Raw genomic sequence first — 26,768 nt, 5'->3', positions numbered from 1 at the left:
CTCAACTACGGAGTCGATCTATCAACCATCTGAGGGTGGTATCAGATTGATGGGGTGAAGGTGCCCCATCAACCATTAAATCCGTATACCCCAAATACTTCTGCACATGCAGATAATCCACCGGCTCCCGGCGCTGGGCCATGCGCAGCAGGGTCATGGGCACCACCAGCGGCACTTCACCCCGGCGATAAGCCTCCATCTGCTCCAGCAAGACCTTCTTGTCCTCCGCATGCATGGAGTCCTTGAGGTAGCCCAGCAGGTGCATCATGGCGTTCATGTGGGAGCCGCGGCTGACTTTCTGGCTCATGGCTTCCATGAACAGGTGGATGTACCGGTCCGCAATGTTCTCCAGCGGCTCGGATTTCAGGTCGCTGAGCAGCGGGCCGAGCTGGCGGTAGATCTTTTCCGAGTGGGCCAGCAGCTGGAATTTGTGCCGGGTATGGAATTCGATCAGCGCCTGGGCGCTCAGCTTGTCGCCGTCCACATTCTGCATCCAGTCGTCGTAGGCGAAGACCCGTTCGATGAAGTTCTCGCGCAGCATGTCGTCGTTCAGCCGGCCTTCTTCCTCCACCGGCATCAGCGGGTAGGCACGTATCAGGGCTTCAGCAAACAGGCCCCGGCCGTCCCGGCGGGTTACCCGGCCTTCCTCGTTGTGTACTTTGATGCGTTCCATGCCGCAGCTGGGGGACTTGGCCATGAGGATGTAACCGCGAAGGTCCGAGAGGGTGGGCATAATGCGGTCGATGAAGGCGTTCATTTCATCGGTGTGGTCGGCGGTGCCTTTGGTCTCGATCAGGCGGATGCCATCGGGGTATTCCCGCAAATGGATGGCCGGGCGGGGGACGCCGAGGCCGGCTTCGAGTTCGGGGCAGATGGACCGGAATTCGAAATGCTTGGACAGTACCTGGGTACAGTAGCGGGAGTGTTTGTGGCCGCCGTCATGGCGGACTTCTTTGCCGAGCAGGCAGGTGCTGATTCCGACGGGGATGCCGCTCACGTGTTGTCTCCGGTTGTTAAAACGTCACTTGTAATACGTGATTTCAGTCCAGCTCGATCATCGCACTCTCGAAACTCCTCAACTTCGGAGGAAGTCACCCTAGCCCACATGGCCTGCCAGAATACGCTGTGAATACATCCCTGTAAGCTCGGCTCCGCCATCCCTGGCTCCGCACGATTCTGGCAGGCCATGCGGTCTAGGGCGCCCCGGACTTTGGTAATCCGCTGATCGGGTGCTGATGACGTTTTTTATCCACCAGGGCCAACGTGCTGGCGTAGATGTTTCGGACATCCTTGGCGAATTGCTCCACCGAGAAATCGGCCGCGAACTCCAGAGCGTTGTTTGAAAGCGTTCCGCGTAGGTCATCGTCTTCCAAAAGCTCCTTCACCATCTCAACCCACTGGTCCTGCTTTTCCGGCGTCTTGAAGCCGTTGAATCCGTGCCGAACCACATCGTCGATCCCGCTGGAGCGGACGGCGACCACCGGAAGGCCGGCGGCCATGGCTTCCAGGATGACCATGCCCTGGGTTTCGGATTTGGAGGCGAACAGGAAGGCGTCGCCCAGGTGGTACCACAGGGCCATCTCATCGGGGGGCACCGCGCCTACCAGTGTGAAGTGTTGCTGCAGGCCGAGGGATTCGATTTTCTTCTGCAATCGGTCCCTCTGGTGGCCGTCACCGATCATCAGGAATCGGAAGGGTACGTCGGTCTGTTGGCGCAGGGCGTCGATGGCCTCGATCATGAAGTCGATGTTTTTTTCGTTGGACAGGCGCGAGACGCTGACGAAAATTTTCTCGTCGGTGATTCCGAGTTCCTGTCGTAGCTTGTCTACGTCCGCCCGGTTCACGTCCTGGAACTTCTGGTATTCAATTCCTGTCGGCTGCACGAAGGTGGGGGTCTTTACCCCGATCATGCGCAGGTACTCTTCCGTGGAGTAGGTGGGCACGATGACGCCGTCGCACTTGTTGGCGAAGTGTTTGATCAGGGCGTGAGAGATCAGGTTCCGGAACAGCATGCCGGGCAGTGGTACGAAGTGTGCGTAGTGCTCCAGCCGCGTGTGGTAGGTGTAGATCGCCGGAACCTTGAGTGTGCGGGCGATGAACAGGCCCAGGCTGCCGAGCCAGAACGGGTGATGGACGTGGATGATGTCCGGCCGGAAGGCCTTTACCTGGGCCCGGATTCTGGGCTGGAAGATGTTGGCCAGGCGGAATTCCCGGTTCTTGCCCATGGTCAGGAGCGAAGGCACCCGGTGGACGTGCTCCTCGTTTTGCGGCTGGTCCTTGTAGCTCGGGGCCACAATCAGCAGTTTGTCACCGAGCCGCTCCAGCCCCTGCCTGAGTCGGTCGATGGAGATGGGCACGCCGCCGATGAAGGGCAGGTAGTTGTTGGTGAACATCGAGATCCGAAGAGGTTTTTCCAGCCACGGGGCCGGGTCCAGATCGTAGTCCGGGTAGTAGTCCTTGCCGATGAAGATGATCTGGTAAAGCTTGATGGTAATGGCCGCAAACACCGCAACAATCAGGATGAAGTTCAGATAACCGGTGTAGAACAGCGAGTAGATGAAGAACCACAGGCTCTCCAGGGTCTTCCATACCGGGTGCTGGCCTACTTCGAGCTTCTCCAGCCCGTAGGAGACTTCCCCGTCCGCAGTCACATTCACGCGCACGTAGTGATAGAAGCTGGTCTCGTTGTTGAGCACCAGTCCTCCCGCGCCTCCGGTGGTAATGAACCGGGTGCCGTTGCGTTCCTGCTCAGAGAACAGGGAAACGTTGGAGGAGAACACCATGCCGATGTCGTGGTCGTCAATTTCCTTTAGCAAGGCTTCGCGGAATGCCGCCGGCTGGAGGTAGTCCTCATCCTGATCGAACAGGGGGTCCTGCTTGGGTTCCAGGGGCGGATGGCCGATGAACAGAATGCGGGCGTTGCTGGTATCCTGGTTTAACAGATCATTCAGCCAGCGGATCTGCCAGCGCCAGGGGGTCTTGCCGGTGCTGTCCAGAAAGATCAGCCGGGCGTTGCCCGCCCGGATACTGTAAAAGTGCGGGCCGAAGTGGTCGTAAAACCGGAAACTGCCAAAATCCTCGTATTCGTGGGGGCCAAAGGTCAGCAGGTATGGAATGTTCAGGTGGCCGAGGGAGCCATACAACGCACGGTACTTGTCTTCGCCCCCACCACTGACCGCGTTGCCCGCAGACACCATGAAGTCCAGCCCGGAGCTGTTCAGCTCCGGAATAATCCGTTCCTCGAAAATCCCGATGGAGTTGTTGATGTTGCCGACCACGGCAAAGTTGACCGCTTCCCCGGGTTTCACCCGCTCGTGGATGAGCTCCACCTGGGTGCTGTGCAGGCTGCTGAAGTCCTGCATGAACAGGTTGAGGTAGGTCTTGTAGCCCACTAACAAAATGACGATCAGCAGGCACAGGTAGAACAGCAGCTTGAGCGGGTTACGGAAGATCATCCGGATTTCCTGCGGTCTTTGGTCAGTTCCCTCTGGAGCACGATCAGCCCGATAATCATGCCCAGGTAAATGGTCAGGAAGCGCCAGCCCACCGTGACCAGTACCAGGTGATTACCCGAGAGGATATCCCGAAAGAAGCTGCCAAACACCCCCTCGGAGATGCCCGAGGCGCCGGGCGTGGGTGAGAAATACATGATGAAGGTGGTAACCACGAGCAGCCCGACCGTGACCAGGTAGTCCACCTCGTAGCCCAGGCTATAGATCAGCAGGGCCGGAAAGCTGAACAGACTCAGCAGGAAGGTGGCGGTGAAGAATATCGACAGCAGCACGAACAGTGGCCGTCCCTCGATGTAATCGTTGAAGCTGAAGGAGAACCTCAGCATCTCCCGGCGGCATTTGAACTGCCAGCGATCGTGACGGCGGGCGCCGATCAGGTGCGCCCGCCTGAGCAGGCTGATGAGTTTGCTCAGGGGCAGGATAAGCCACCGGGTCCGGAACAGCAGCACGATAAAGAAACCCAGGTAGAGAGCGATAAACACCGCCAGAGCGGTGCCGATCTCCCCGGAGATGGTGTGATTTTCAAGGGCTTTCAGGGTAAACAGGAAAACCGGGGTCAGCGAGAAGATAAAGATCACTGCCAGTACGGTGCGAATGGTGGTCGCGGCAGTGGCCCGCCCCACGGGAACGCCGTGGCGGGTGAGGTACCAGATCTGGGCAAAACCGCCGCCGGTGGCCATCGGGGTCACGTTCGAGAAAAACAGGTTGATGAACACCAGCTTGAACATGAACCGAAACGGCAGTTTGTGGTCCAGGGCCCGTAGCGTGTAGTAGAGCCTCAGCCCGTCAGACAGGAAATACACCAGCAGCAGGGTGCCGAAGGCCAGCAGGTTCTCTGGCGCGATCAGCCGGGTGTCGAAGGTGATGCTGCGGTCGGCAAACTGATGATAGACCGTGTACAGCCCGGCCGCCGTCAGGGCGACAAAGATCAGGCTGAAGATGCCGAGTCTTCGCCAGGAGGTTCCGCTCTCGTAATCGATGTCCGTTGAGTCTGTCATGGGCTGCCCGTCAGAGTGAGACGGGCAGTTTACAGGGGAAGTGCCAGTAGTTGTCCAGTGGTGCCTTAGTGGCCATATACCATCAGGGTGGTGTCCGTGATGGCAAAGTCTGTGAACTGGACACTGCCGATGCTGGTGCCGCCAATCCGGAAGATCGGCATGTCGATGTCCGCGCGGAACTCCACATCATGTATCGACAACCCGTCGACCCCCGAGGCGGCGCTGGTGCCCCGGGACAGCTTGGCCGTGGCGTGGGCCATCCCGAAATGCCCCAGAGTGTCGTCCCCGCGCCGATTGTGGATCTGCAGTCCTTCAATGCCGACTGCGGCGAAGTTGAACAGCAGAATCAGGTCGGCAGCGTCCCAGTTCAGGTGGCCGTTGGTGATCTCGAAGTGGGTGTCCAGTTGCAGTTCGGAGCCGGACACCACATTGCCATTGGCCAGGGTACGGGTATTGCCGCCCTGATTCCGGATCACCAGATCCGTCGGCCCCACGTAGCCCTGCAGCAACACATCCGAGAACAGCGTGGCGCTGCCTTCGGTACCGGAGGTCACGATGCTGTCCACGGCCAGTTCGAAATCCACCGCCTGCAGGTAATCCGTCAGGCTGGCCGGATCGCCGTAATCGATCGCTCCCAGGTGAATCACCAGATCGCCGCTGTCGAACTGCTTGCCGAATTCGCCATTCACCGAGTAGGTGGCCAGCGCCTCGGCCACATCCGGGGCGCTCGCGTCCAGCAGCCCTTCGTTCGCCCTGCGTGCGATCTCGGAAAACCCATGCTCCAGCACTTCACCATCGCCGGCGATATCGAGAGTCAGCTTCATGTTGTCCAGAACCGTGTCGTTCTGGCCGGAGAGGCGCAGCCCGTTAACGCTGAGCGAACCTTCATCGGTCCAGGTCAGGCTGTCCAGGGTGAGCCGGGTTTCGAGCTCGATGGTGACGCCCGCCTGGCCGGTCACGGTCGACAGGCTGCTGTCATCCAGTGCCCGGAACTCGGCAAGGCTGGAACTGGGCAACGCCATCGCAAGCGCCATAAGGGGGAAGCACCTGCGCGGCGTTGAAAACGGAGAAAGAAGCGGTGGAATCATGAGCGCCCCGATTACGTTCAACGGATTTTTGTTGTTATCCGGGCCGCAGGGACACCTGAATCAATGCGGCGATCACTGGTTACAGACTGTTACAATAGGGCCGGTATGACTGTGTGTCTGTGATGCAGATCCCGAATAGCGGGTTCCGTGCCGGGGCCGGACCTGCCCTCGCCCCTTGAAATCCGATTGAAACGCACGCAGGTATAAAGTTTGAATTCTCCGAACGACAAGGGAAATGACCATGCCCAAGCATTTCGAAGAGGCCCCTGGCCTGTACGACGATCCCGTTCCCGAGACGGAAGGTTTTGTCTTCAACCAGACCATGATGCGCATCAAGGACCCCGAGCGCTCAATGGATTTCTACACTCGGGTTCTGGGTATGCACCTCATCCGCAAGCTGGATTTCCCGGAGATGAAGTTCACCCTGTATTTCCTGGGTTACCTGGATGACCGCTCGGCCCAGTTCGTTCCGAGCGACGACGCCCACCGCACCACCTATACCTTTGGCCGTGAGGCGATGCTCGAGCTGACCCACAACTGGGGCACCGAGGACGACAACGACTTCGCCTACCACAACGGCAACGACGAGCCCCAGGGCTTCGGTCACATCGGCATTGCGGTACCGGATGTGTATGCCGCTTCCGACCGTTTTGAAAAGCTCGGTGTCGAGTTCGTGAAGAAGCCGGACGACGGCAAGATGAAAGGCCTGGCGTTCATCAAGGACCCGGACGGCTACTGGATCGAGATCCTGCAGCCGGACATGCTCGCCAAGCAGCAGAAGGACGACTGAACGTCCCCGTGATTAACCGCCGTCGGATGCCTGTCCGGCGGCGGGTTTCCCGCCAAATCTGGAGGCGACGATCACCGCCGCCGTCAGGATCAGGGCGCCGGTAATGCCGATTGGCCCCAGTACCTCTCCCAAAAATACCCAGGCCAGCAAGGCCACGAACAGCGGTTCCAGCGTCACGATGATGCTTGAAAGGGTCGCGGGCGTGGTTTTCATGCCGGTGAAAAAGCTCACATAACCGATGCAGGTGGGCACCACGCCAATGTAGGTCACCATCAGCCAGTGCCTGAACGCCAGGGTATCCAGACCCGCAAAGCCTCCGGTAGCGGCCACCACCGGCAACAGGATCAGCGCGGCAGTGAAAAAGCAGATAAACGCGGTAGTGAACACTGGCGTCCCCGCCGAACTGTACCGGCTGGTGAGGGTAAAACCGGTGTAGACACAGGCGGCCAGCAGGGCCATCAGGATGCCAGCCAGTCGCAGGGTGCCGCTGGTGTCCATGTCGCTCAGCACCAGCATGGCGGTGCCCGCAATAGCCGCAATCAGGGACAGGATGGTTAACAGGCCGGGCTTCTCGCCGAGCAGGGGCGCGGCGGTGATCGCCACCAGCACCGGCGGCAGGCACAGGGCAATCAGGGTGGCAATGCCGGCGCCGGTCAGATCGACGGCCAGCAGGTAGCTGCCCTGGTAGAACGCCTGGAACAGGCCGAGTGCCGCCAGAGGCAGGAAGGCCTTCAGCCCAAGGTGTCGCAAGGAGCTCCCGGGCACCCGCTCATCAGGGTGTTTGCGTTTGAGCTGGCCTTGTTCCCGGCGCATCAGCAGCCAGAAAAACGGCAACGCCACCACCAGCCGGAGAAAGCCCAGGGTGATGGGTTCCAGCTCGGTGCCGGTAAACAGGAACTTGGCGACGATGCCTGTGGTCGCCCACAGCAAGGCCGCCAGGGCGATCAACAGTGCGCCTTGGATCATTCAATAACCAGTACAATCAGCTCTTTGGGGCCATGGACACCGTAAGCCAGGGTCTGCTCGATGTCCGCGGTTTTGGAAGGCCCAGAGATTAACAGCGCATTGGTCGGCATGCCAGAGGCCCAGTCCTGGGCAAGCATGGCTTCGTGGAAAGTGGTGTAGATTTCGGAGGCGTTGAGCACCGCAATATGCACCGGCGGAACCAGGCTCATCAGCCGCGGTTCGTCCGGCGTCGGCCACAGGATCAGCGAGCCGGTTTCGGCAATGCCGCCCCGGGTGGAGGTGATGCTGGCATCCACCTCGTTGAACAGGTAGGGCTGCCAGCTCTCGATGGGCTCGTCGTAGAGCAGCAGTTCCGGCAGGTCCGTGCGCTCGGAGGCCTTGATCGCCTGTCCGATGGCGTGCTGCTTGGGGATCATCAGGTTGCGGGCACCACGGGTGTTGAGTACCTCGGCCAGGCGCTCGATCCAGGTGTCAGCGGTGCAGTGATGCACTTCGCCATGGACCGATTCGATCATTTTCTCGAACCGTTCGATCCGCTCGGCGGTACTCCAGTCCGGGCGCTTCAGCACCGAGAAATCGCACTCGGGAGCTGTCAGCTCGCCACCGGTGCGGTTGCGCAGACGCTGGAGAATGATGTTTCGGGAACTCACTGGCCACGCTCCTTCATCCGCTGGTGCAGGGTTTTTGCCGCAAGCTTCGGGGCGGTGCGGTAATCGGTCCAGGCGCCGGCCTTCGAGGGCTGCAGGGCCCGGAATTTGGCGGCGACTCCGGTGCCCAGCCGGTAGATCCCGGGGCTGGCGTGCATCCAGGCCCAGCCTTTCCAGACCAGGGCTTCGCTGGTGCTGCGCTTGGCGCCATGGCCCCGGACTTTGGCCGGGTGGAGTCGGTCGCCGTCCACAGACTCCTGGCGCAGGCGCACCAGCAGGTCCGGAATGGGAATCTTCACCGGGCAGACCTCGCCACAGGCGCCGCACAGGCTGGAGGCGGTGGGCAGGTGCCGGCCCTCGTCCAGGCCGATCAGGTGCGGCATCAGAATCTTGCCGATGGGGCCGGGGTAGGTCGTGCCATAGGTGTGGCCGCCGACCCGGGTGTAGACCGGGCAGTGGTTCATGCAGGCGCCGCAGCGGATGCAGCGCAGGGTATCGAGCAGCTCGTCGTCCTGGTAGATGGAGGAGCGGCCGTTATCCACCAGCACCACATGAACCTCTTCGGGCCCATCCAGCTCCTCGCCCTTGCGGGGGCTCGAGATCATATTGAAGTAGGTGGTGATGTGCTGGCCGGTGGCGGAACGGGTCAGCAACGCCAGCAGGGCGGAGACATCCTCCAGGCTCGGCACCACCTTCTCGATGCCGGTGACCGCAATGTGGCAGGGCGGCACCGTGGTGGTCATTCGGCCATTGCCCTCGTTTTCCACCAGGCACAGGGTGCCGGTCTCCGCCACCGCAAAGTTGACGCCGGAAACGCCGACGTCCGCGTTCATGAACTTCTCCCGAAGCTGCTGGCGGGCTGAGGCGGTCAGGTATTCGACGTCATTGGACAGGTCGGTACCGGTTTTCTCGTGCATCAGCTCGGAGATTTCCCCGGTGTTCTTGTGGATCGCCGGCATGATGATATGCGAGGGCGTCTCATCTGCGAGCTGGACGATGTACTCACCGAGATCCGATTCCAGCGCCTCGATGCCCTGGTCCTGGAGGTAATGGTTCAGCTCCATCTCCTCGGACACCATGGACTTGCCCTTGATCACCGTCTTGGCGTCCCGGGCCACGCAGATATCCCGCACAATGCGGCAGGCCTCGTCACCGTCCACTGCCCAGTGCACCTTGATGCCGTTCTCGGTCAGCTTCTGTTCCAGCTGCTCCAGCAGGTCCGGCAGATTGGACAGGGCTTTCATGCGGATGTTGGCGCCCAGATCCCGCAGGGTTTCCAGATCCCAGCCTTCGAACGCTGCCGTGCGCTTGGCCATCAGGCCATCCATCGCTTTCCGGAAGTTCTGGCGGATCTTGGGATTGTGGATGGCCGCGTGCGCCCGGGGATGGAATTCCTTCACATCGACGTGAGGGTGGGCTTTGGCAATGGTCTCGCTCATGACTGGCCTCCCTGGTTTCCGCGGGTGCGCTCCCACAGGAAGCTGAGAATGTGCTGTCCCCCTAGGGGCTTGCCGTTCTTCTCGGCGTAGCCGGCAATGTTCATCAGGCAGCCGCAGTCGGTGGTGACAAACTCCCGGGCGCCGGTATCGACCAGAGTGCCCACCTTTTCCTCAACCATGGCGCCGGAGATTTCCGGGTGACGAACCGCAAAGGTACCCCCAAAGCCGCAGCATTCTTCCGGACGGATCTGCTCCACAAGGTTCACGTTCTTCAGCTGGCCAAGCAGGGCCGGACCGACCTCGGCAACGCCCATCTCCCGGCGCGCAGAACAGGAAGTATGCATGGCGACCGTGACCGGCTCGCCCAGATCCTCCAGCTTGATGTGGCAGACATTCAGCAGAAAATCCGTCAGCTCCCAGACCCGCCCGGCGATTTCGGCGGCCTGGGTGGCTTCGGGCGTGTCCTTGAACAGCGAAGGATAATGCTTGCGCATCATGCCGCCGCAGGAGCCGGACGGCACCACAATCGGCCAGTCCTCGGGAAACAGGTCCAGCTGAGCCCTCGCTACCGAGCGTGCCTCGTCATGATAACCGGAGGTGTAGGCCGGCTGGCCACAGCAAGTCTGACTCTGGGGAAAAATAACCTCGATGCCCTCGCGCTCCAGCAGTTCCACCCCGGCAATACCTGCATCCGGGTAGAACATGTCTACCAGGCAGGTGCCGAAATAATAGACCTTCTGAGGCTTGGACGGATAAACCTTGATGGGATCAGACATTAATGCCCCGCTCCGGGTATGGGATTGTTGTTATACAACAATAATAGGGTGGGGGAGCGGTGGTTGCCAAACGACTTTAGGTTCAGCGGCTTCTGTTGGATAACTTTTGATAGACCTTTAATTTCTCGCGTTTGCCCACGACCAGGACATAAACAATCAGTTCCTCATCGACCACCTCGTAGGCGAGGCGATAGCCGGCATTCCGAAGTTTTATCTTATAGACGTTGTGGTAGCCACGGAGACGGGCTGAGGGCACGTGAGGATTCTCAAGACGTTCAGACAGTTTTTTCTTGAATTGTTGCTTTATTGGTGGCGGAAGTTTTTTCCACTCCTTCAGTGCAACTGGCAGAAATTTAAGTTTATAAGTCATCCAGATTGACGCTGACAGCCTTGTGTTTGTCGTGACGGCGCTTCTCGACGATTTGGCTTAGCTCCTGGTCGTCGATCATTTCCATTATCCACTCGTAGGTTTCCGCTGGAACCAAATACGCTGCGGGCTTGTTGTGGTTAAGGATAGCGATAGGAGCCCCATCAGATTCCGCCAACAGGGCTGTAGGGTTGCGCTTCAGTTCGGAAATGCTGGCTGAGCAATCGGCAAGTACTTTGCGCATAAAAGACCTCAAATGTGAAGCAAAATAAGATCTCATTTTAGACCATTCTTTGCCAATTGCCGATAGTGACGGGGTGGCTTGCGCCACCCTCGTTGAATCTTACTTTACGCTGAGGCGATCTGCGTTCTTTTCCACAGTCCGTGCACCAATGCCTTTGACGTTGGAAAGGTCGGTGGTGGAGCCAAAGGGGCCATTGGCCTCGCGGTACTCGATAATGGCTTGCGCCTTGCTTTCGCCGATGCCGTTGAGACTTGCCAGGGTGGCTACGTCTGCGGTGTTGATGTTCACAGTGGCATCCTGGGCGTGGGCGAAGCCGGTGAACAGGCTGAACAGCAGTACCAGGGTGGCGATAATCGGGGTTCTTTTCATGTGAGCATACTCCTGAGATTGAATAACGTCGTTATGGTTTTTTGCCAGGACGTCATGCCGCACAGGCGCAGGCTCGTATTGAGATGCGTGGAAAAGATTCGGAGGTGATGATTGGAAGGAAGGTTTTCCGCAAATGGAAGTGCACGGACTGGGCCACGCTCCCTGTGGACCCAATATCCGTGGCTGACCCCTGCCTGATCCATCAGGCTGCGCATCATCCTGAGCGCTTCATCCTTGTGTTCATCCCTGTAGTCCCGATCCTTCGGGTAACTCCTGATCCGTGGAGTTTCCATCCTTGAGCCAACGATCCTTGCCGGCTGTCATCCCTGACAATTCCTATTGTATCGAGGATGGTCTGTAGCAAAATCGGAGATTCGCTCTGCGGTGTGTGCGATATTTCCTACGACGGTGTAAGCCGCATAACCAGGGGAAAGAATGAAAACGGGGTCAGAAGAAGGCGTTCTTCAGACCCCAGCCTGGCCGCCAACCCGAAGGGACATGCCACCCCAAGGTCCGCCCCGCCCCCGGGGTCAGATGAAAGCCTTCATCTGACCCCATCTTAGCGGTCACCCCGAAACCGGCCAGCCACCCCGAGGTCGGCTGCGCCTCCGGGGTCAGAAGAAGGCTTTCTTCTGACCCCATCTTAGAGGTCACCCTGAAGCCGGCCTGCTACCCCAAGGTCGGCTCCGCCTCCGGGGTCAGATGAAAGCTTTCATCTGACCCCAACTTCACCTTCACCCTCAGCCACCCGCCGATGCGCCTCGGCGGCCTCGCGAATCCGCTCCATGGTAATCTCCCGCACCGCCTTCTGACTGGCCCGGATATGCCGGGTCAGGCGGTCGGCGGCATCGGTTGCCTGGCCGGCGCGCAAGGCCTCCAGAATCTGCGAATGCTCCACATAGGTCGCATCCACCCGATCATCCCTGGTGAAATCCAGCCGCCGGATAATCCGCAGCCGGTCGGTGATCTCCCGATGAATCCGGGTCATTTCCCGGTTCCCGGCCGCGGCCACCAGGTCGCAGTGAAAACTCTCATCCAGCGCCCGCACGGTGCTGCCCACGGCCCGCTCGGAGGGGTGGTCCGGATTCCAGATCGCGATCAGGGTCCGGATGGTCTGCGGCTCCTCGGGCAGGGCGCAGATCTTGTGCATGGCGGCCCGTTCCAGGGTAATCCGCAGGTCATACAATTCCTCGACCTGCTGGAAATCAAACGGCTTTACCTGCCAGCCGCTGCGGAACAGCACTTCCACGTAGCCTTCCCGCTGCAACCGGTACAGGGCCTCCCGCACCGGCGTCCGGCTGGCGTTCAGGCGCGTGCCGACATCCCCCTCGCTGAACTTGTCTCCGGGGATCAGCCGGAACTCGAAGATGTCATCCTTCAGGGCCTCGTAGACCCTGTCCGCCATGGACTCTTTGCGTTTGCCGTTTGTTGCCATCAGATTTTGATACTCAACAGGGGTTCTCCCGGCGTGACCGCCTTGCCCGGTTCCACATGCATGGCACTGATCTTCCCGGCCAGTGTCGCATTCACCTCGAATTCCATCTTCATGGCCTCGACGATCATCAGCGGATCACCCTCGGCCACGGTATCGCCGGGTTTCACCAGGCACTTCCAGATATTGCCGGCGATCTCGGCGCTCACCAGCTCACCGAACCGCTCCAGATCGGACGCGTTGGCCTTTGGAGGCTCCTTCGCCAGCCGGTCCAGCTCCTCCGCCTCGCTTTCCTTCCACAGCGCCACTTCCTTAGCATACGCCGCCTTCTGCATGTTCCGGAACTCCGCAATGGAATCGGCATTGGCATCCAGGAAAGCCTGGTGGGATTTCAGATCGAAGGTTTCTTCCTCAATTTTGATGGTCAGCTTGCCGGCCCGGAACTGGTCCCGCATTTCGGTCAGCTCGTCTTCGGTCACCGGGTAGTAGCAGACCTGATCGAAGAACCTCAGCAGCCAGGGCGCACCTTCGGCGAACTGTGGATTCTTCAGGTACTTGTTCCAGATCGGCAGGGTGCGCCCCACCAGTTGGTAGCCACCGGGGGAGTCCATGCCGTAGATACACATGTACACGCCGCCGATACCCACGGTGCCTTCGGCGGTGTAGGTCCGCGCCGGGTTGTACTTGGAGGTGAGCAGGCGGTGCCTCGGGTCCAGCGGGACGGCGCACGGGGCACCGAGGTAGACATCCCCGAGGCCCAGCACCAGGTAGCGCGCCGAGAACAGCACATCGCGGACGTCCTCCCGGCTGGGCAGGCCGTTGATGCGCTGCATGAAGTCCACGTTGTTGGGCAGCCACGGCGCGGTGTCGCGCACCGACTGGCGGTACTTGTCCACGGCCTCCAGGGTGGCGCTGTCCTCGAAGGCCATGGGCAGATGGATGACCCGGCTGCGCACCTTGAGCTCGTCCGTGGGCGGCAGGGTGCCCTCCAGATCGAGCAGGTATTCCATCAGCGATTGCTGCGGCAGGATGCGCGAGTCGTACCGCAGCTGCAGTGAACGCACGCCCGGCGACAGTTCCAGCAAGCCCTTGGGCTGCACATCGGCAATCGCCTCCATCAGGGCATGGATGCGCATGCGCACGCCCAGGTCCATCACGTTGGGGCCGTATTCCAGCAGGATGTACTGGTCACCGGCCTGGCGATAGGTCACCTCCGGCCGGCCCCCGGTCTCGTCCAGATGCGCAAGGATGGTGGCGGAGAGATCGTTGATCGGGGCCAGCTCCGGTGCCACCAGATCCACCGTCGGCGGCGCCATCAGGCTCTTGATCGCCAGCTCCTGCCGCTCGGACAGGCTCACTGCGGTGTCATAGTCGATGGGTACAAAGCGGATGGTGTCGCCGGGCTTCACCTGGCCCACCTTCCACAGCTCCGCCTTGGCAATGGTCACCGGGCAGACGAAGCCACCGAGGCTGGGGCCATCCTTGGTCAGGATCACCGGCATGTCCCCGGTGAAGTTGATGGAGCCGATGGCATATTCGCAATCGTGGATGTTGGACGGGTGCAGGCCGGCCTCGCCGCCGTCCTCCCGGGTGAATTCCGGCTTCGGGCCGTTCAGGCGGATACCCAGACGGTTGGAGTTGTAGTGCACCTCCCAGTCCTGCTCGAAGAACTTCTCGATGGACTTTTCGGTGAAGAAATCCGGGGCGCCGTGGGGGCCATAAAGCACGCCGATCTCCCAGTGGTCCGGGTAGACCGGGACCAGGTCCGGATCGGCCGGAGCCGGATCGTGGGTCGGTCCCGGCGTGGTGCAGGCCGGCAGTTCGATCTGGCTGATGCCCAGCATATCGCCCGGGCGCAGGGGCCGGCCACCGTGACCACCGAACTGGCCGAGGGCGAAGGTGGAACGGCTGCCCAGATACACCGGCACGTCGAAGCCGCCGCGCACCGCCAGGTAGGTGCGGCAACCTTTGATGGCTTTGCCGACGGCGAGGGTCTGGCCGGCCTTCACGTGGATCGGTTTCCAGAACTCCACGGGCTTGTCGTCGAGGGTGGCATCGGTGAGGGCACCGGTGAGCGCGACTACCGAGTCCTTGTGGAACTTCAGGCTGGGACCGATCAGGGTGGCTTCCAGTCCGGCCGCATCGTTATGGTTGCCAACGATGCGGTTGGCGATGCGGAAGGCGTAATCGTCCATGGGACCACTGGGCGGTACGCCGATGTTCCAGTAACCCACACGGCCCGGATAATCCTGCACCGTGGTGTAGGTGCCCGGCTTGACCACCTCGGCCACGGAAGGTTTGAACTCGAAGCTCTCCAGGGCCCGGGTGGAGACGATGCCGTCTTCGAAACTCTTCTGGGCGACCACCTGGCGCAGGTAATCCAGATTGGTGGCAATGCCCATCAGGCGGGTCTCGGCCAGGGCGGCCCGCAGTTTCGCCAGCGCGTCGTCCCGGTCTTTTCCGTGTACGATCAGCTTGGCGATCATCGGATCATAATGGGCCGAGACTTCACTGCCGTTTTCCACCCAGGTATCTACGCGCACGCCGTCTTCCGGCCAGGAGACATCGGTGAGCTCGCCGGGGGAGGGCTGGAAGTCCTTGAGCGGGTCTTCGGCGTAGATGCGCACCTCCATGGAAGCGCCATTCAGGGCCAGTTCAAAGCTGGCCAGATCCGGGCTTTCACCGGCGGCGATCTTCAGCATCCATTCGATCAGGTCCAGGCCGGTGACGGATTCGGTGACCGGATGCTCCACCTGCAGGCGGGTGTTCACCTCGAGGAAGTAGAATTCGTCCCGGTCGGCGTCATAGATGTATTCCACTGTGCCGGCGGAGCGGTAATTGACGGACTGGCCGAGGGAGACCGCCGCATCCAGCATGGCTTGGCGGGTGGCCGCGGGCAGGTTGGGGGCCGGGGTTTCCTCGACGACCTTCTGATTCCGCCTCTGCAGGGAACAGTCCCGCTCGCCCAGGGCGACCACGTTTCCTTTTCCGTCCCCGAAGATCTGCACCTCCACGTGGCGGGCCCGGGCGATGAAGCGCTCCAGGAACACGCCGCTGTCGTTGAAGAAACTCTTGCCCAGGCGCTGGACGGACTCGAAGGCAACTTCCAGGTCGGTCGGATTCTCACAGCGGGTCAGACCGATGCCGCCCCCGCCGGCGGTGCTCTTCAGCATCACCGGGTAGCCGAGGTTGTCAGCGGTCTGCAGGGCTTCCTCCAGACTATCCAGCAGGCCGCTGCCCGGCGCCAATGGCACTCCGGCGGCTTGTGCCAGCTCCCGCGCCCGGTGCTTGAGACCGAACTCCCGCATCTGCTCCGGCGTCGGGCCGATGAACACGATGCCCTCCGCCTCGCAGGTCTCGGCAAAGTCCGCGTTCTCGGAGAGGAACCCGTAACCCGGAATGATCGCCTCGGCACCGGTCTGCTTCGCCGCCGCCAGGATCTGGGCCTTGTCCAGGTAAGTCTCGCTGGCACCATTGCCCGACAACGCCACCGCCTCATCGGCGCTGGTCACATGCAGGCTGTGGCGGTCCTCATGGGAATGCACCGCCACACTGGCCACGCCCATGGCCTTGAGAGTGCGAATGGAGCGAACGGCGATCTCGCCGCGGTTGGCAATCAGAACTTTGGAAAACATGGTGTGGAATCTCCGTGTAAGCGGTTAGCTCCGGGGTCTGAAGAAAGCCTTCTTCTGACCCCTTTTTTATCTTTTATCTTTCGTGCTTGATGGTTGGCTGGTGGTGGAGTGGCGAACATGGGGTCAGATGAACAAGTTCATCAGACCCCTGGCGCTTGGCTGGCTCCGAAAACGGGGTCTGAAGAAAGCCTTCTTCTGACCCCAACTTCACAGCCACACTCTGGGGTTCGTTGCTCCCCCGGGGTCTGATGAAAGCCTTCATCTGACCCCACCTTCACCGTCATCCACCCTCACTCGCGGCCTTAACAAATGCCCGCCACCCGCCGAATTCGGTCACGTCGCGAGCCCCCTCAAACCCATACTCCTCACAAACAAACCCGTTCACCCACCGTCCATCGGCAAGCTCGACGTTGCCAATCCCCAGCGGCGCTGGAATCAGATCCACAAAGGAACCAAACTCGGAGGCGGCCATTTCCCACACCTCCACAATGATCTCGGCCCCTTCCGTCTCGACCCGTTTCAGCCCGGGCTTGGGGGGCGTGGTGTTGGGCAGGGCATAGAGCCGGTAATAGGGGGAGGTGGTGGTCTGCTCCAGCAGCGTGGCGTGGCGTTCGACCAGCTGGGTGTTCAGCGGCATGCCGGACAGGTGCGCACCCACCACCGCCACCTGAATTGTGGGAACAGCCTGTTGGTGAGTAACCACTTCCTTGGGGCGCGGCTTATCCACTGCGCCCAGTGCGGTCGGATGGGCATTGAGCCACTGGCTGGCCAGGGTCTGCAGTTCCTTGTCCTTCCAGGCACCGCTGATGAGGGTGACGCCGAAAGGCACGCCGTCATCCCGGAACCCGGCGGGTACGGCCAGCGCACTGAAGTCGGCGAAGTTGACGAAGTTGGTGTAGGTGCCCAGCTGGCTGTTCAGGGTCACCGGATCGGCATTCACCGCCTCGATGGTCGGGGCGGTTGGGGCCGTGGGCACCAGCAGGGCGTCGATGTTCCATAGCAGTCCGTCGATTTCCCGGATCAGCTCTTCCTTGCGGTAGATGGCGTTGAAGGTGTCGGTGGCACTGAACTTGCCAGCGTTCCGGATGATGCCCGCGACCACTTCGTTCATGTCGGCTTCGTGTTCGGCCATGAACGATTCCACCGCCGCATGGCGCTCGGCCACCCAGGGGCCCTCGTAGAGCAGGGCCGCCAGCTCCATCATTGGCCCGAAATCCAGCGCCACGATCTCCACATCCTGCTGCCGCCACTGGCTGATGGCGGTATTCCAGGCCGCCTCAGCCTGCTGGTCCCCGAAAAACTGCGGATGCTCGGGAATGGCGATGCGGTGGATCGGCCCCGGGCGGCGGATCGCGGCGGCATCCATTGGCAACGCGCCAGGTGCTATGCGGGAGAACGCATCGGCGGGCTCGAACCCGGCCATGGCCCCGGACACGACCGAGGCATCGTTAACCGTCAGCGCAAAAATGGAGACACAGTCGATGGAGCGGCACGCCGGCACCACGCCCTTGATGCTGAACAGTCCCTTGGTCGGCTTCAGCCCCACCAGGTTGTTCAGCCCGGCCGGCACACGACCGGAGCCGGCGGTATCCGTACCCAGAGAGAAAGGCACCAGCCCCCGGGCCACGACGGACGCCGAGCCGGAACTGGAACCGCCACTGACCACCTCCCGGTTAAAGGCATTGGGCACGGCGCCATAGGGCGAACGGGTGCCTACCAGCCCGGTGGCAAACTGGTCCAGGTTGGTCTTGCCGATCAGCACGGCGCCTGCGGCTTTCAGTTTCTGGATGACCGCCGCATCCTCATCCGGGCTATAGGCAAATGCCGGGCAGGCCGCCGTGGTCTGAAACCCCCGGGCATCGATGTTGTCCTTCGCCGCGAAGGGAACCCCATAAAGCGGAAGCTGACTGAGATCCCCGTCCACCATTTCCAGCCGGTCGGCCAGCTCGGCCATGGCGAGCACAAAACCGTCGTTGTTGAGCCAGGAAATCCAGGCGGTGTCGCTGGTATCCAGGCGGTCAAGCAGGGCGCCGATCAGTGATTCCGGCTCTGCTCCTTCTTTATAGGCGTTCTGCCAGTCCTTAATGGTCCATCCGCGGGTTGCAGGCATGGGTCATCCTCATGTGCGTGATCAACTTGTATACATGAGCAATGGCAATGCCCGTGCCATTTGCGGATATTTCTTATAAATCCAATAAAAACAGTTGCTTGAGTGATTCGTGCAAGAAGGTCATATTTTCGGGGTTGCGCCATCGCGGTGCGAATGCACCAGAAATAGCGCCAAAAACCGGCATTTTTCCGGGAGTCCACCACGGCCGGATTGGCTGTGTCCGGCTTGTATACTAGTTAAGTGACTGTTTTATAGGGATTTGAAGGCAATGTGGAACGGCAGATGCACAGGTCCCGGTGCGTTTTAAGACGAACTGCACAACCTCACTATGAAAAGGACGCACCACATGAGCATCAAAAAACACGTGAAGCTGGGTCTCTCCGCATTGGCCCTTTCTGTCTCTCTCAATTCAGTCGCCGCAGAGGACCCCATCAAGGTGGGCATCCTGCATTCCCTCTCCGGCACCATGGCCATCAGTGAGTCGACCCTCAAGGACACCATGCTGATGCTGATCGAAAAGCAGAACGCCGAGGGCGGTGTGCTGGGTCGCCAGCTTGAGCCGGTGGTGGTCGACCCCGCCTCCAACTGGCCGCTGTTTGCCGAGAAGGCCCGCGAGCTGCTGGCGAAAGAGAAGGTGGACGTCATCTTCGGCAACTGGACCTCGGTTTCCCGCAAGTCGGTACTGCCGGTGGTGGAAGAGCTGAACGGCCTGCTGTTCTACCCGGTGCAGTACGAGGGTGAGGAATCCTCCGAGAACGTCTTCTACACCGGCGCTGCGCCCAACCAGCAGGCGATCCCGGCAGTGGATTACCTGATGAACGAAATCGGCGTCGAGCGCTGGGTGCTGGCGGGCACCGACTACGTCTACCCGCGCACCACCAACAAGATCCTGGAGACCTACCTCAAGGATGCCGGTGTCTCCGCCAATGACATCATGATCAACTACACTCCGTTCGGGCACTCCAACTGGCAGTCCATCGTTTCCGACATCAAGAAATTCGGCAGCGCCGGCAAGAAGACCGCCGTGGTCTCCACCATCAACGGTGACGCCAACGTACCGTTTTACCGCGAGCTGGCCAACCAGGGCATCGACGCCGCCGATATCCCCGTGGTCGCCTTCTCCGTAGGTGAGCAGGAACTCTCCGGCATCGACACCGGCCCACTGGTCGGCCACCTGGCCGCCTGGAACTACTTCATGAGCGTGGACAGCGACGCCAACTACGACTTCATCGACGCCTGGGTTGAGCACACCGGCAAGGAAGCCGCCGTCACCAACGACCCGATGGAAGCCCACTACATCGGCTTCAACATGTACGTGGAAGCGGTCAAGAAGGCCGGCACCACCGATGTGGAAGCGGTGAAGGACGCCATCATCGGCGTGGCTGTACCGAACCTGACCGGCGGCTACGCCACCATGATGCCGAACCACCACATCACCAAGCCGGTGCTGATCGGCGAGATCCAGGACAACGGCCAGTTCTCCGTGGTCTGGGAGACCCCGTCCACCGTGGCCGGCGATGCCTGGTCTGACTTCCTGCCGGGTTCCAGGGACCTGATCAGTGACTGGCGCAAGCCCATGAAGTGCGGCAACTTCAACGTGGTCACCGGCAGCTGCGGTGGCAAGGCCGAAGTCGCCTCCAACTAAGCCAACCGGGTAACACCGTCCGGGGCGGGGGCATCAGGCCCCCGCCCATCCCAGGTTTCAACCCCATCAACAGGACAGGATGCAACACATGGGCATCACCGGATCGCTCAGCCGCCTTCTGCTTGTCTGCCTGCTGCTCTGGCCCGCCATGGCCACCGCCCAGGTCGACGACTCCGAAGCGCAACAACTGCTCACCGCCCTGGCGGAATCCTCCTTCGCGGAAAAGAAAACCGTGGTCAACCGCATCGCCGGCTCTGGCGACGAACGCGCCCGCACCTGGCTGGAAGCCTTTGCCGCCAACAAGCTCGCCCGCATCGAATCCACCGGCCAGTTCGTCATCGTGCTCTCCAACCGGGGCCGCAACTGGGACGTGGAAAGCGCCACCACCGGCGAAAGCCTGGGTGAGATCTCCCGGCGGGACATCGACACCATCCGCGTGAACAATAGCCTGCGCAACGAGCTGGAAAGCATCCTCTCCGTCATCGACCTGAAAAGCCCCGATGAAAACAGCCGCCTGACCGCCGCCCGAGCCCTGAAGGGGAATGTGGACGACGGCCTGGCCCAACAGTTACCGGACCTGATCGAGGCGGAAACTGCCTCCGACGTCCAGCTGGCGCTCACCGAAGCGCTGGCCATCTACCGTGTGGAAGAGCAGGGCGACGCCAGCGCCGTGGCTGTGCTCTCCGGCAGCCTCAATTCCGAAGCCCGCGCGGCCCTGCAGAACGCCGCCCGCAGTGACGACCCGGCCCTGGCCGCGGCCGCCAACAAGGCCCTGGAAAGCATCGAACAGAAACTCAAACTCAACCGCGCCGCCGAGACCCTCTACTTCGGGCTCTCCCTCGGCTCGGTGCTGGTGCTGGCCGCCATCGGCCTGGCCATCACCTTCGGCGTGATGGGCGTGATCAACATGGCCCACGGCGAACTGATCATGCTCGGCGCCTACACCACCTGGGGCATGCAGCAGCTGCTGCCGGGCCAGCCGGGCCTGGCGCTGGTCCTGTCCATCCCCGCCGGTTTCCTGGTGGCAGCGCTGGCGGGCATCGCCATCGAACGCACCGTGATCCAGCACCTCAAGGGCCGACCGCTGGAAACCCTGCTGGCCACGTTCGGGGTGAGCCTGATCCTGCAGCAGCTGGTGCGCACCGTAATTTCACCCCTCAACCGCACCGTCATCACCCCGGACTGGATGAGCGGTTCGGTGATGATCAACGAGGCGCTGTCCCTCACGCTTAACCGGATGTACGTGATCGGCTTCGCCCTGGTGGTGTTCGCCGGCCTCATGCTGATCATGCGCAAGACCCGCCTGGGCCTGGAAGTGCGCGCCGTGACCCAGAACCGGGCCATGGCCCGCTCCATGGGCATCAAGGCCACCAAGGTGGACATCCTCACCTTCGGCCTGGGTTCAGGCGTCGCCGGGCTCGCCGGTGTCGCGCTCTCCCAGATCACCAACGTGGGCCCGAACCTGGGCCAGAACTACATCATCGATTCGTTCATGGTGGTGGTGTTCGGCGGCGTGGGTAACCTCTGGGGCACCCTGCTGGCGGGCCTCTCCCTCGGCACCATCAACCAGCTGCTGGAACCCTGGGCGGGCGCCGTGCTGGCCAAGATCCTGGTGCTGGTGTTCATCATCCTGTTCATTCAGAAACGGCCTCGGGGACTCTTTCCCCAGAAAGGCCGGGCAGCGGAGGGCTAGGGTGTCCCGTCTAGCCAATTCTTTAATCCACTGCGTGGCGCAAGCGCCACGCCCTTCGGGAGCCTCTGAACGCCTTGATAGCCGCGTTGCAGCGCCTCGATTTGGAACCACCAAACCTTCGCCACTGCGCCTTGCTCTCAAGGCGTTCAGAGGCTCAGTGAATCAAATAATTAGCTAGAAGGGACACCATATGTGGTTAACAAGACCCTTGCAGGAACGATCCACTCAAGTTTTTCTGGGCGTGCTCTTCGCCGCCCTGGTGGTGGTCAGCGCGCTGCACCTGTTCATGCCGGAAGACAGCGCCTTGTACGTCAGCTCCTACACCGTCACCCTGCTGGGTAAGTACCTGTGCTACGCCTTGCTGGCGGTGGCGGTGGATCTGGTGTGGGGCTACCTCGGTATCCTCAGCCTCGGCCACGGCGCCTTCTTCGCCCTCGGCGGCTACGCCATGGGCATGTACCTGATGCGCCAGATCGGCGATCGCGGCACCTATGGCGATCCGATCCTGCCGGACTTCATGGTGTTCCTGAACTGGCAGGAGTTGCCCTGGTACTGGCACGGCTTCGACATGGCCTGGTTCGCCTTCATCATGGTGCTGCTGGCCCCGGGCCTGCTGGCTCTGGTGTTCGGCTTCCTGGCTTTCCGCTCACGGGTGACCGGGGTGTACCTCTCCATCATCACCCAGGCGCTCACCTTTGCCCTGATGCTGGCCTTCTTCCGCAACGAGATGGGCTTTGGCGGCAACAACGGCCTGACCGACTTCAAGGATATCCTCGGCTTTGACCTGCGCACCGACGCCACCCGCCTCGGCCTTTTCATCGCCACCGGCATCGCCCTGGCCGTCGGCTACGTGATCTGCCGCGGCATCGTCACCAGCAAGCTCGGCCGTGTGAGCGTGGCCTGCCGGGACGCCGAGGCCCGCACCCGCTTCCTGGGCTACCGGGTGGAACGGGTGCAGCTGTTCGTGTTCGTGGTCTCCGCCATGCTGGCGGGCGTAGCCGGCGCGCTGTACGTGCCCCAGGTGGGCATCATCAACCCCAGTGAATTCTCGCCGCTGTTCTCCATCGAGATCGTGGTGTGGGTGGCCCTCGGTGGCCGCGCCACCCTCTACGGCGCCGTGATCGGTGCCATTCTGGTGAACTACGCCAAGACCGTGTTCACCGGCATCATGCCGGACGCCTGGCTGTTCGCCCTCGGCGGCCTGTTCGTGCTGGTGACCGTGTTCCTGCCCAAGGGCATCGCCGGCCTGCTGCAGAAGCGCAGGAAGGCTGAAACCACGGAACCCACCCCCGCACAGGAGGCCACGGCATGAGCATCTTCGAGCAACTGACCGACCGGGAGCACGTGTTCGAATTCCTGGCCCCGGTACAGTCCCCGGTGGACGTGCGCCACGGCCCGATCCTGTACCTGGAAGATGTGAGCGTGAGCTTTGACGGCTTCAGGGCCATCAACAACCTCAACCTCACCATCGACGACGGCGAACTGCGCTGCATCATCGGCCCCAACGGCGCGGGCAAGACCACCATGATGGACATCATCACCGGCAAGACCCGCCCGGACACCGGCTCCGTGTGGTTCGGCAGCCGCCACAACCTGCTCACCATGAACGAGCCGGACATCGCCACCCTCGGCATCGGCCGCAAGTTCCAGAAACCCACCGTGTTCGAAGCGCTCACCGTGTTCGCGAACCTGGAACTGGCCATGGCGGCGGACAAGCGCATCTTCCCGACGCTCACCGCCATCATGAAAGCCGAATACCGGGACCGCATCGACGAAGTGCTCGAACTCATCGGTCTCAAGGACCTGCGCGATCGCCTCGCCGGCATCCTCTCCCACGGCCAGAAACAGTGGCTGGAAATCGGCATGCTGCTGATGCAGAAGCCCCGCCTGCTGCTGGTGGACGAACCCGTGGCCGGCATGACCGAACAGGAAATGGATCGCACCGCCGAACTGCTCACCAGCCTCGCCGGAAAACAGTCCGTTGTGGTGGTGGAACACGACATGGGCTTCGTGCGCTCCATCGCCCGCCAGGTCACTGTGCTGCACCAGGGCAGCGTGCTGGCCGAAGGCACCATGGACCAGGTCTCCAACGACCCGGAAGTGATCAAGGTTTACCTGGGGGAAGACGCCTGATGCTCAAGATCAACCAACTCAACCACTACTACGGCGAAAGCCACACCCTCTGGGATCTGGACCTGGACGTGCCCCAGGGCCAGTGCACCTGTGTAATGGGCCGTAACGGCGTGGGCAAGACCACCCTGATGAAATGCATCATGGGCGAGGAAACCGCCAAGAGCGGCTCCATCGAATTCGCCCGGGACGTGGAACTGACCAGAAAGAAAATCGAAGACCGCTCCCGCCTCGGCATCGGCTACGTGCCCCAGGGCCGGCAGATCTTTCCGCTGCTGACCGTGGAGGAAAACCTGCGCACCGGTCTGGCGGTGCGGGCCGATGGCAGCAAGAAAATCCCCGAGCGGGTGTACGAGTTGTTTCCGGTGTTGAAGGAAATGCGGCACCGGCGAGGGGGTGACCTTTCTGGCGGACAGCAACAGCAGCTGGCGATTGGGCGGGCGTTGGTGATTGAGCCCCGGCTGCTGATACTGGATGAGCCGGGGGAGGGGATTCAGCCGAATATTGTGGCGCAAATTGGGGAGGTTATTCGTAAGCTCATTGAGGAGGATGGGCTGACGGTGTTGCTGGTGGAGCAGAAGTTGCCGTTTGCGCGGAAGTATGCGGATCGGTTTGCGATTTTGGATCGGGGGAGAAGGGTTGCTGAGGGTGAGATTTCTGGATTGACTGATGAACTGATCAGGAAGCACCTGACGGTATAGTCGCTCGGATATCCTCCCGCTCTGTGAGGCCCTTCAGACCTACCCTTGATAACTCCGTGCCGAGCGATGCTAGGCACGGAGTTTTAGGTTTTGGGCCTTCGGAGAAAACTAAATTGAGTTGGAACAGGTCATATTGGTAAAAGCTAACAGCGCCCGACCTCCCTCGGAAGTTCGGTAATAAACAAAAGCGAACATTCGCGCCGACCCGCACCAGTCCCCAAAATTCAATAAAACGCACTCGCTTTCCTTGAGGCTGGATTTTTCATACTGTGACACCGGTACAGGGTCAGTAATGAACATTACTCGGTGGAAGACGTTTAAGGCAGAGGAGAGCAGGTCAGTGAGTAAACGCCTGCATTTGGATAGAAACTAGAAAAGGAAAGCAAATTGTCTTACATCAAAAAGCACTGGAACGGCGAATTCTCACTAGCAGTTTCATTCTGGGTGAACCTGGTATTACTCGGCTTTGTACTGAGGGCAATCGATATTGTGCTCTCACAACCAACGCTTATCGAAAGCCCGGTCTCTCAAGCAAGGGCGATTCTGATATTTGTGGCGGTCTCTCTTGCCGTTATTTACCCATGGCAGATCATTGGCGCCTGGCGTGCGGCCGACAATCACGTAGGGAGAACAAAGAAAGGCGGCTGGGCAATGGCAGCCAAAGTCATGATTACTATCGGTGTTTTGTCGACTTTCGGTAATGTGACAAGTGAACTTCCAGGCTACAAGAACCTGTATGAATTGGCGACGATCCAAGATGAATTCAGCAACTACAGCATCGAAGTGGTCGATGACGGGAGAGTTATCCACTTTACCGGTGGAATGGGTTTTGGCGCCTCAGAAGACATCGAAAAGACCATTGCCAGGCATCCCAATGTGGAAGGCATTATTCTCGACAGTATTGGCGGCAGGATTTACGAGGGTCGAAAGTTTTCCGAGATCATCCTAGAAAATGGTCTGAACACATACACGATCAAAGGCTGTAACTCAGCTTGTGGAACAGCGTTCATATCGGGCAAAAAACGCTACCTGGCGAGTGGTGCCAACTTGGGATTTCACCAGTACTCCCCTGCGGAATGGGAGGAGGATCAGCCGATGAGCATGATGGTGGAGCAAGAGCTTGACCTTGCCCTATTCCGGGAAAAGGGGATCAGTGAAAGCTTCCTGAATCGGCTGTTTGATGCTGAAAGCAGTGACATGTGGTACCCAACAATTCCAGAGATGAAAGAAGCAGGCGTGATTCACGGTGTGATTGAGCCGTCGACACTCAGGCCGATCAATTATGCTTCTGCTGATCGTGGTCGTGTTGATTCGATGATGCAGAGTGTTCCTGCATTGGATGTCATAAAAGAGTATGAACCTGAAATTTATGGGGCCATCCTGACAGAGACCGAGCAAGCCTTGAAAGACGGAGGTTCGATTGTCGAAATTCAGGCAAGACTTGGCAGTTATGGTGAGCTGATTGCAACCAAATCACTACCCAGAACCAGCGATGAAGCCGTTATAGAATTTACCGAGCAGATAGTGAGCTCAATGAAAACGCTCAGGGATATTGAGCCCGTATACTGCCTAAAACACATTCTTCCAGAGCAATTCGGAACGTTGGACATTACTGCGCACCTATCGAAGGATGAAATGCGACCAATGCTGAATGCTTTGGGGAAAGTTATTCGCGAGCGATATGAAGCAGCCACAACTCCGGTTGTTGGCGAGCAGGAGGCTGAAGAGCTACTGGCTAAAGTAAGAAATCAAATGGGCGATCGGCTTGAGCTTTTAAATGCGCAGGGACTCTCAAACAGCGATGACTATCGCCAAGCCTGTAACGCTTTCATCTCCTTTTACGAGATCATTCTTCAAGAAGAAAGATCCGTTGCTGCGAACGCTTTACGCTGGGTATACACCCCCTTATAAATAAAAAGCCCTGATCACACGAGGGGGGGGGGCAGCGCAGCAAAAGATCGCGTGTTTATGTTTGATCCGTCATCAGAGCTTCCCTTTCTGCCTCCAATCGATGGATTTATGAAGGTGATATGCGTGAATGGCGGCATTGTGGTCACTCTGGACGCTCGCTTTGCGACCGTCCCGCATCCCACGCGACTAAACAAAAGCGAACATTCGAGGTAGGGGTTTCCTCTAGCCCGGATTTCTCATGAGAAGGTAGCGTAAGGAAGGAAGAAGCGGCTGAAAGTGTTATGATTTCAAGCTCCTACACAAAAAACCAACACT

Annotated in this window: 21 protein-coding genes; 7 read left to right on the top strand and 14 right to left on the bottom strand. The window is 60.2% G+C overall.

What is annotated here, in order from left to right; genetic code table 11:
• Window position 1: 1 nt before the first annotated feature.
• From DET50_RS18645 to DET50_RS18630, 4 genes are all read right to left on the bottom strand, one after another.
• On the bottom strand, window positions 2–997 hold the full coding sequence (locus tag DET50_RS18645) for a YbgA family protein (protein ID WP_113864219.1): 996 nt from the start codon (window positions 995–997) through the stop codon (window positions 2–4).
• Between the two features lie 196 nt (window positions 998–1,193).
• Window positions 1,194–3,455: a glycosyltransferase gene (locus tag DET50_RS18640; protein ID WP_113864218.1), complete on the bottom strand. Its 2,262-nt coding sequence runs from the start codon at window positions 3,453–3,455 to the stop codon at window positions 1,194–1,196.
• Complete coding sequence (locus DET50_RS18635; protein WP_113864217.1) at window positions 3,452–4,510, bottom strand: lysylphosphatidylglycerol synthase transmembrane domain-containing protein; 1,059 nt, start codon at window positions 4,508–4,510, stop codon at window positions 3,452–3,454. Before DET50_RS18635 ends, DET50_RS18640 begins: the two co-directional genes overlap by 4 nt.
• 65 nt (window positions 4,511–4,575) lie before the next feature.
• Window positions 4,576–5,544, bottom strand: coding sequence for a DUF6160 family protein (locus DET50_RS18630; RefSeq protein ID WP_181800022.1), 969 nt, complete (start codon window positions 5,542–5,544; stop codon window positions 4,576–4,578).
• Window positions 5,545–5,839: 295 nt separating this feature from the next.
• Here DET50_RS18630 and gloA point away from each other — a divergent pair, with 295 nt between their 5' ends.
• Entirely contained in the window at window positions 5,840–6,388 is a 549-nt protein-coding gene (gene gloA, locus DET50_RS18625) for a lactoylglutathione lyase (RefSeq protein ID WP_113864215.1), read from the top strand.
• A 12-nt stretch (window positions 6,389–6,400) separates the two neighbouring features.
• On the opposite strand, the gene DET50_RS18620 is transcribed toward gloA, so the two are convergent.
• The 10 genes from DET50_RS18620 to atzF form a co-directional block, all read right to left on the bottom strand.
• A complete protein-coding gene (locus tag DET50_RS18620; RefSeq protein WP_113864214.1) occupies window positions 6,401–7,354 on the bottom strand; it encodes a DMT family transporter in 954 nt (317 codons plus the stop codon).
• A complete protein-coding gene (locus DET50_RS18615; protein ID WP_113864213.1) occupies window positions 7,351–8,004 on the bottom strand; it encodes a LutC/YkgG family protein in 654 nt (217 codons plus the stop codon). The genes DET50_RS18620 and DET50_RS18615 overlap by 4 nt, the downstream gene beginning before the upstream one ends.
• Window positions 8,001–9,440, bottom strand: coding sequence for a LutB/LldF family L-lactate oxidation iron-sulfur protein (locus DET50_RS18610; protein WP_113864212.1), 1,440 nt, complete (start codon window positions 9,438–9,440; stop codon window positions 8,001–8,003). Before DET50_RS18610 ends, DET50_RS18615 begins: the two co-directional genes overlap by 4 nt.
• On the bottom strand, window positions 9,437–10,216 hold the full coding sequence (locus tag DET50_RS18605) for a (Fe-S)-binding protein (RefSeq protein ID WP_113864211.1): 780 nt from the start codon (window positions 10,214–10,216) through the stop codon (window positions 9,437–9,439). Before DET50_RS18605 ends, DET50_RS18610 begins: the two co-directional genes overlap by 4 nt.
• A gap of 82 nt (window positions 10,217–10,298) precedes the next feature.
• Window positions 10,299–10,586 (bottom strand): type II toxin-antitoxin system RelE family toxin, encoded by a 288-nt coding sequence (locus tag DET50_RS18600; protein ID WP_113864210.1) that lies wholly within the window; start codon window positions 10,584–10,586, stop codon window positions 10,299–10,301.
• Window positions 10,576–10,827, bottom strand: a complete 252-nt coding sequence (locus tag DET50_RS18595; protein WP_113864209.1) for a type II toxin-antitoxin system Phd/YefM family antitoxin — start codon at window positions 10,825–10,827, stop codon at window positions 10,576–10,578. Before DET50_RS18595 ends, DET50_RS18600 begins: the two co-directional genes overlap by 11 nt.
• A gap of 99 nt (window positions 10,828–10,926) precedes the next feature.
• Complete coding sequence (locus tag DET50_RS18590; protein WP_113864208.1) at window positions 10,927–11,196, bottom strand: ComEA family DNA-binding protein; 270 nt, start codon at window positions 11,194–11,196, stop codon at window positions 10,927–10,929.
• A gap of 712 nt (window positions 11,197–11,908) precedes the next feature.
• Window positions 11,909–12,631, bottom strand: a complete 723-nt coding sequence (locus DET50_RS18575; protein ID WP_113864205.1) for a GntR family transcriptional regulator — start codon at window positions 12,629–12,631, stop codon at window positions 11,909–11,911.
• Window positions 12,631–16,263 (bottom strand): urea carboxylase, encoded by a 3,633-nt coding sequence (gene uca, locus DET50_RS18570; protein WP_113864204.1) that lies wholly within the window; start codon window positions 16,261–16,263, stop codon window positions 12,631–12,633. The genes DET50_RS18575 and uca overlap by 1 nt, the downstream gene beginning before the upstream one ends.
• 280 nt (window positions 16,264–16,543) lie before the next feature.
• Window positions 16,544–18,373 carry an allophanate hydrolase gene (atzF, locus tag DET50_RS18565; protein WP_113864203.1) on the bottom strand — a complete coding sequence of 610 codons (1,830 nt, stop codon included), beginning with the start codon at window positions 18,371–18,373 and terminating at the stop codon, window positions 16,544–16,546.
• 346 nt (window positions 18,374–18,719) lie between these two features.
• Between atzF and urtA the strand changes: the two genes are divergently transcribed.
• From urtA to DET50_RS18535, 6 genes are all read left to right on the top strand, one after another.
• Window positions 18,720–20,018 carry an urea ABC transporter substrate-binding protein gene (gene urtA, locus DET50_RS18560; protein WP_113864202.1) on the top strand — a complete coding sequence of 433 codons (1,299 nt, stop codon included), beginning with the start codon at window positions 18,720–18,722 and terminating at the stop codon, window positions 20,016–20,018.
• A gap of 88 nt (window positions 20,019–20,106) precedes the next feature.
• Window positions 20,107–21,711 (top strand): urea ABC transporter permease subunit UrtB, encoded by a 1,605-nt coding sequence (gene urtB, locus DET50_RS18555; RefSeq protein WP_113864201.1) that lies wholly within the window; start codon window positions 20,107–20,109, stop codon window positions 21,709–21,711.
• A gap of 190 nt (window positions 21,712–21,901) precedes the next feature.
• Entirely contained in the window at window positions 21,902–23,023 is a 1,122-nt protein-coding gene (gene urtC / locus DET50_RS18550; protein ID WP_113864200.1) for an urea ABC transporter permease subunit UrtC, read from the top strand.
• Window positions 23,020–23,844 carry an urea ABC transporter ATP-binding protein UrtD gene (urtD, locus tag DET50_RS18545; protein WP_113864199.1) on the top strand — a complete coding sequence of 275 codons (825 nt, stop codon included), beginning with the start codon at window positions 23,020–23,022 and terminating at the stop codon, window positions 23,842–23,844. Before urtC ends, urtD begins: the two co-directional genes overlap by 4 nt.
• On the top strand, window positions 23,844–24,542 hold the full coding sequence (urtE, locus tag DET50_RS18540) for an urea ABC transporter ATP-binding subunit UrtE (protein WP_113864198.1): 699 nt from the start codon (window positions 23,844–23,846) through the stop codon (window positions 24,540–24,542). Before urtD ends, urtE begins: the two co-directional genes overlap by 1 nt.
• A 387-nt stretch (window positions 24,543–24,929) precedes the next feature.
• On the top strand, window positions 24,930–26,453 hold the full coding sequence (locus DET50_RS18535; protein ID WP_113864197.1) for a COG3904 family protein: 1,524 nt from the start codon (window positions 24,930–24,932) through the stop codon (window positions 26,451–26,453).
• The last annotated feature ends 315 nt before the right edge of the window (window positions 26,454–26,768 follow it).

It is taken from the genome of Marinobacter pelagius, from assembly GCF_003315345.1.
GTDB lineage: Bacteria > Pseudomonadota > Gammaproteobacteria > Pseudomonadales > Oleiphilaceae > Marinobacter > Marinobacter pelagius_A.
This window is presented reverse-complemented; position numbering and strand designations above follow the sequence as displayed.

Bases quoted from the DNA above. Each gene is read 5' to 3' on its own strand.
- DET50_RS18600 (WP_113864210.1), bottom strand. From the start codon at position 10,586: ATGACTTATAAACTTAAATTTCTGCCAGTTGCACTGAAGGAGTGGAAA.
- DET50_RS18605 (WP_113864211.1), bottom strand. From the start codon at position 10,216: ATGTCTGATCCCATCAAGGTTTATCCGTCCAAGCCTCAGAAGGTCTAT.
- urtD (WP_113864199.1), top strand. From the start codon at position 23,020: ATGAGCATCTTCGAGCAACTGACCGACCGGGAGCACGTGTTCGAATTC.
- uca (WP_113864204.1), bottom strand. From the start codon at position 16,263: ATGTTTTCCAAAGTTCTGATTGCCAACCGCGGCGAGATCGCCGTTCGC.
- atzF (WP_113864203.1), bottom strand. From the start codon at position 18,373: ATGCCTGCAACCCGCGGATGGACCATTAAGGACTGGCAGAACGCCTAT.
- DET50_RS18595 (WP_113864209.1), bottom strand. From the start codon at position 10,827: ATGCGCAAAGTACTTGCCGATTGCTCAGCCAGCATTTCCGAACTGAAG.
- DET50_RS18575 (WP_113864205.1), bottom strand. From the start codon at position 12,631: ATGGCAACAAACGGCAAACGCAAAGAGTCCATGGCGGACAGGGTCTAC.
- urtC (WP_113864200.1), top strand. From the start codon at position 21,902: ATGTGGTTAACAAGACCCTTGCAGGAACGATCCACTCAAGTTTTTCTG.
- DET50_RS18590 (WP_113864208.1), bottom strand. From the start codon at position 11,196: ATGAAAAGAACCCCGATTATCGCCACCCTGGTACTGCTGTTCAGCCTG.
- DET50_RS18620 (WP_113864214.1), bottom strand. From the start codon at position 7,354: ATGATCCAAGGCGCACTGTTGATCGCCCTGGCGGCCTTGCTGTGGGCG.
- urtB (WP_113864201.1), top strand. From the start codon at position 20,107: ATGGGCATCACCGGATCGCTCAGCCGCCTTCTGCTTGTCTGCCTGCTG.
- urtE (WP_113864198.1), top strand. From the start codon at position 23,844: ATGCTCAAGATCAACCAACTCAACCACTACTACGGCGAAAGCCACACC.
- gloA (WP_113864215.1), top strand. From the start codon at position 5,840: ATGCCCAAGCATTTCGAAGAGGCCCCTGGCCTGTACGACGATCCCGTT.
- DET50_RS18640 (WP_113864218.1), bottom strand. From the start codon at position 3,455: ATGATCTTCCGTAACCCGCTCAAGCTGCTGTTCTACCTGTGCCTGCTG.
- DET50_RS18630 (WP_181800022.1), bottom strand. From the start codon at position 5,544: ATGGCGCTTGCGATGGCGTTGCCCAGTTCCAGCCTTGCCGAGTTCCGG.
- DET50_RS18610 (WP_113864212.1), bottom strand. From the start codon at position 9,440: ATGAGCGAGACCATTGCCAAAGCCCACCCTCACGTCGATGTGAAGGAA.
- urtA (WP_113864202.1), top strand. From the start codon at position 18,720: ATGAGCATCAAAAAACACGTGAAGCTGGGTCTCTCCGCATTGGCCCTT.
- DET50_RS18635 (WP_113864217.1), bottom strand. From the start codon at position 4,510: ATGACAGACTCAACGGACATCGATTACGAGAGCGGAACCTCCTGGCGA.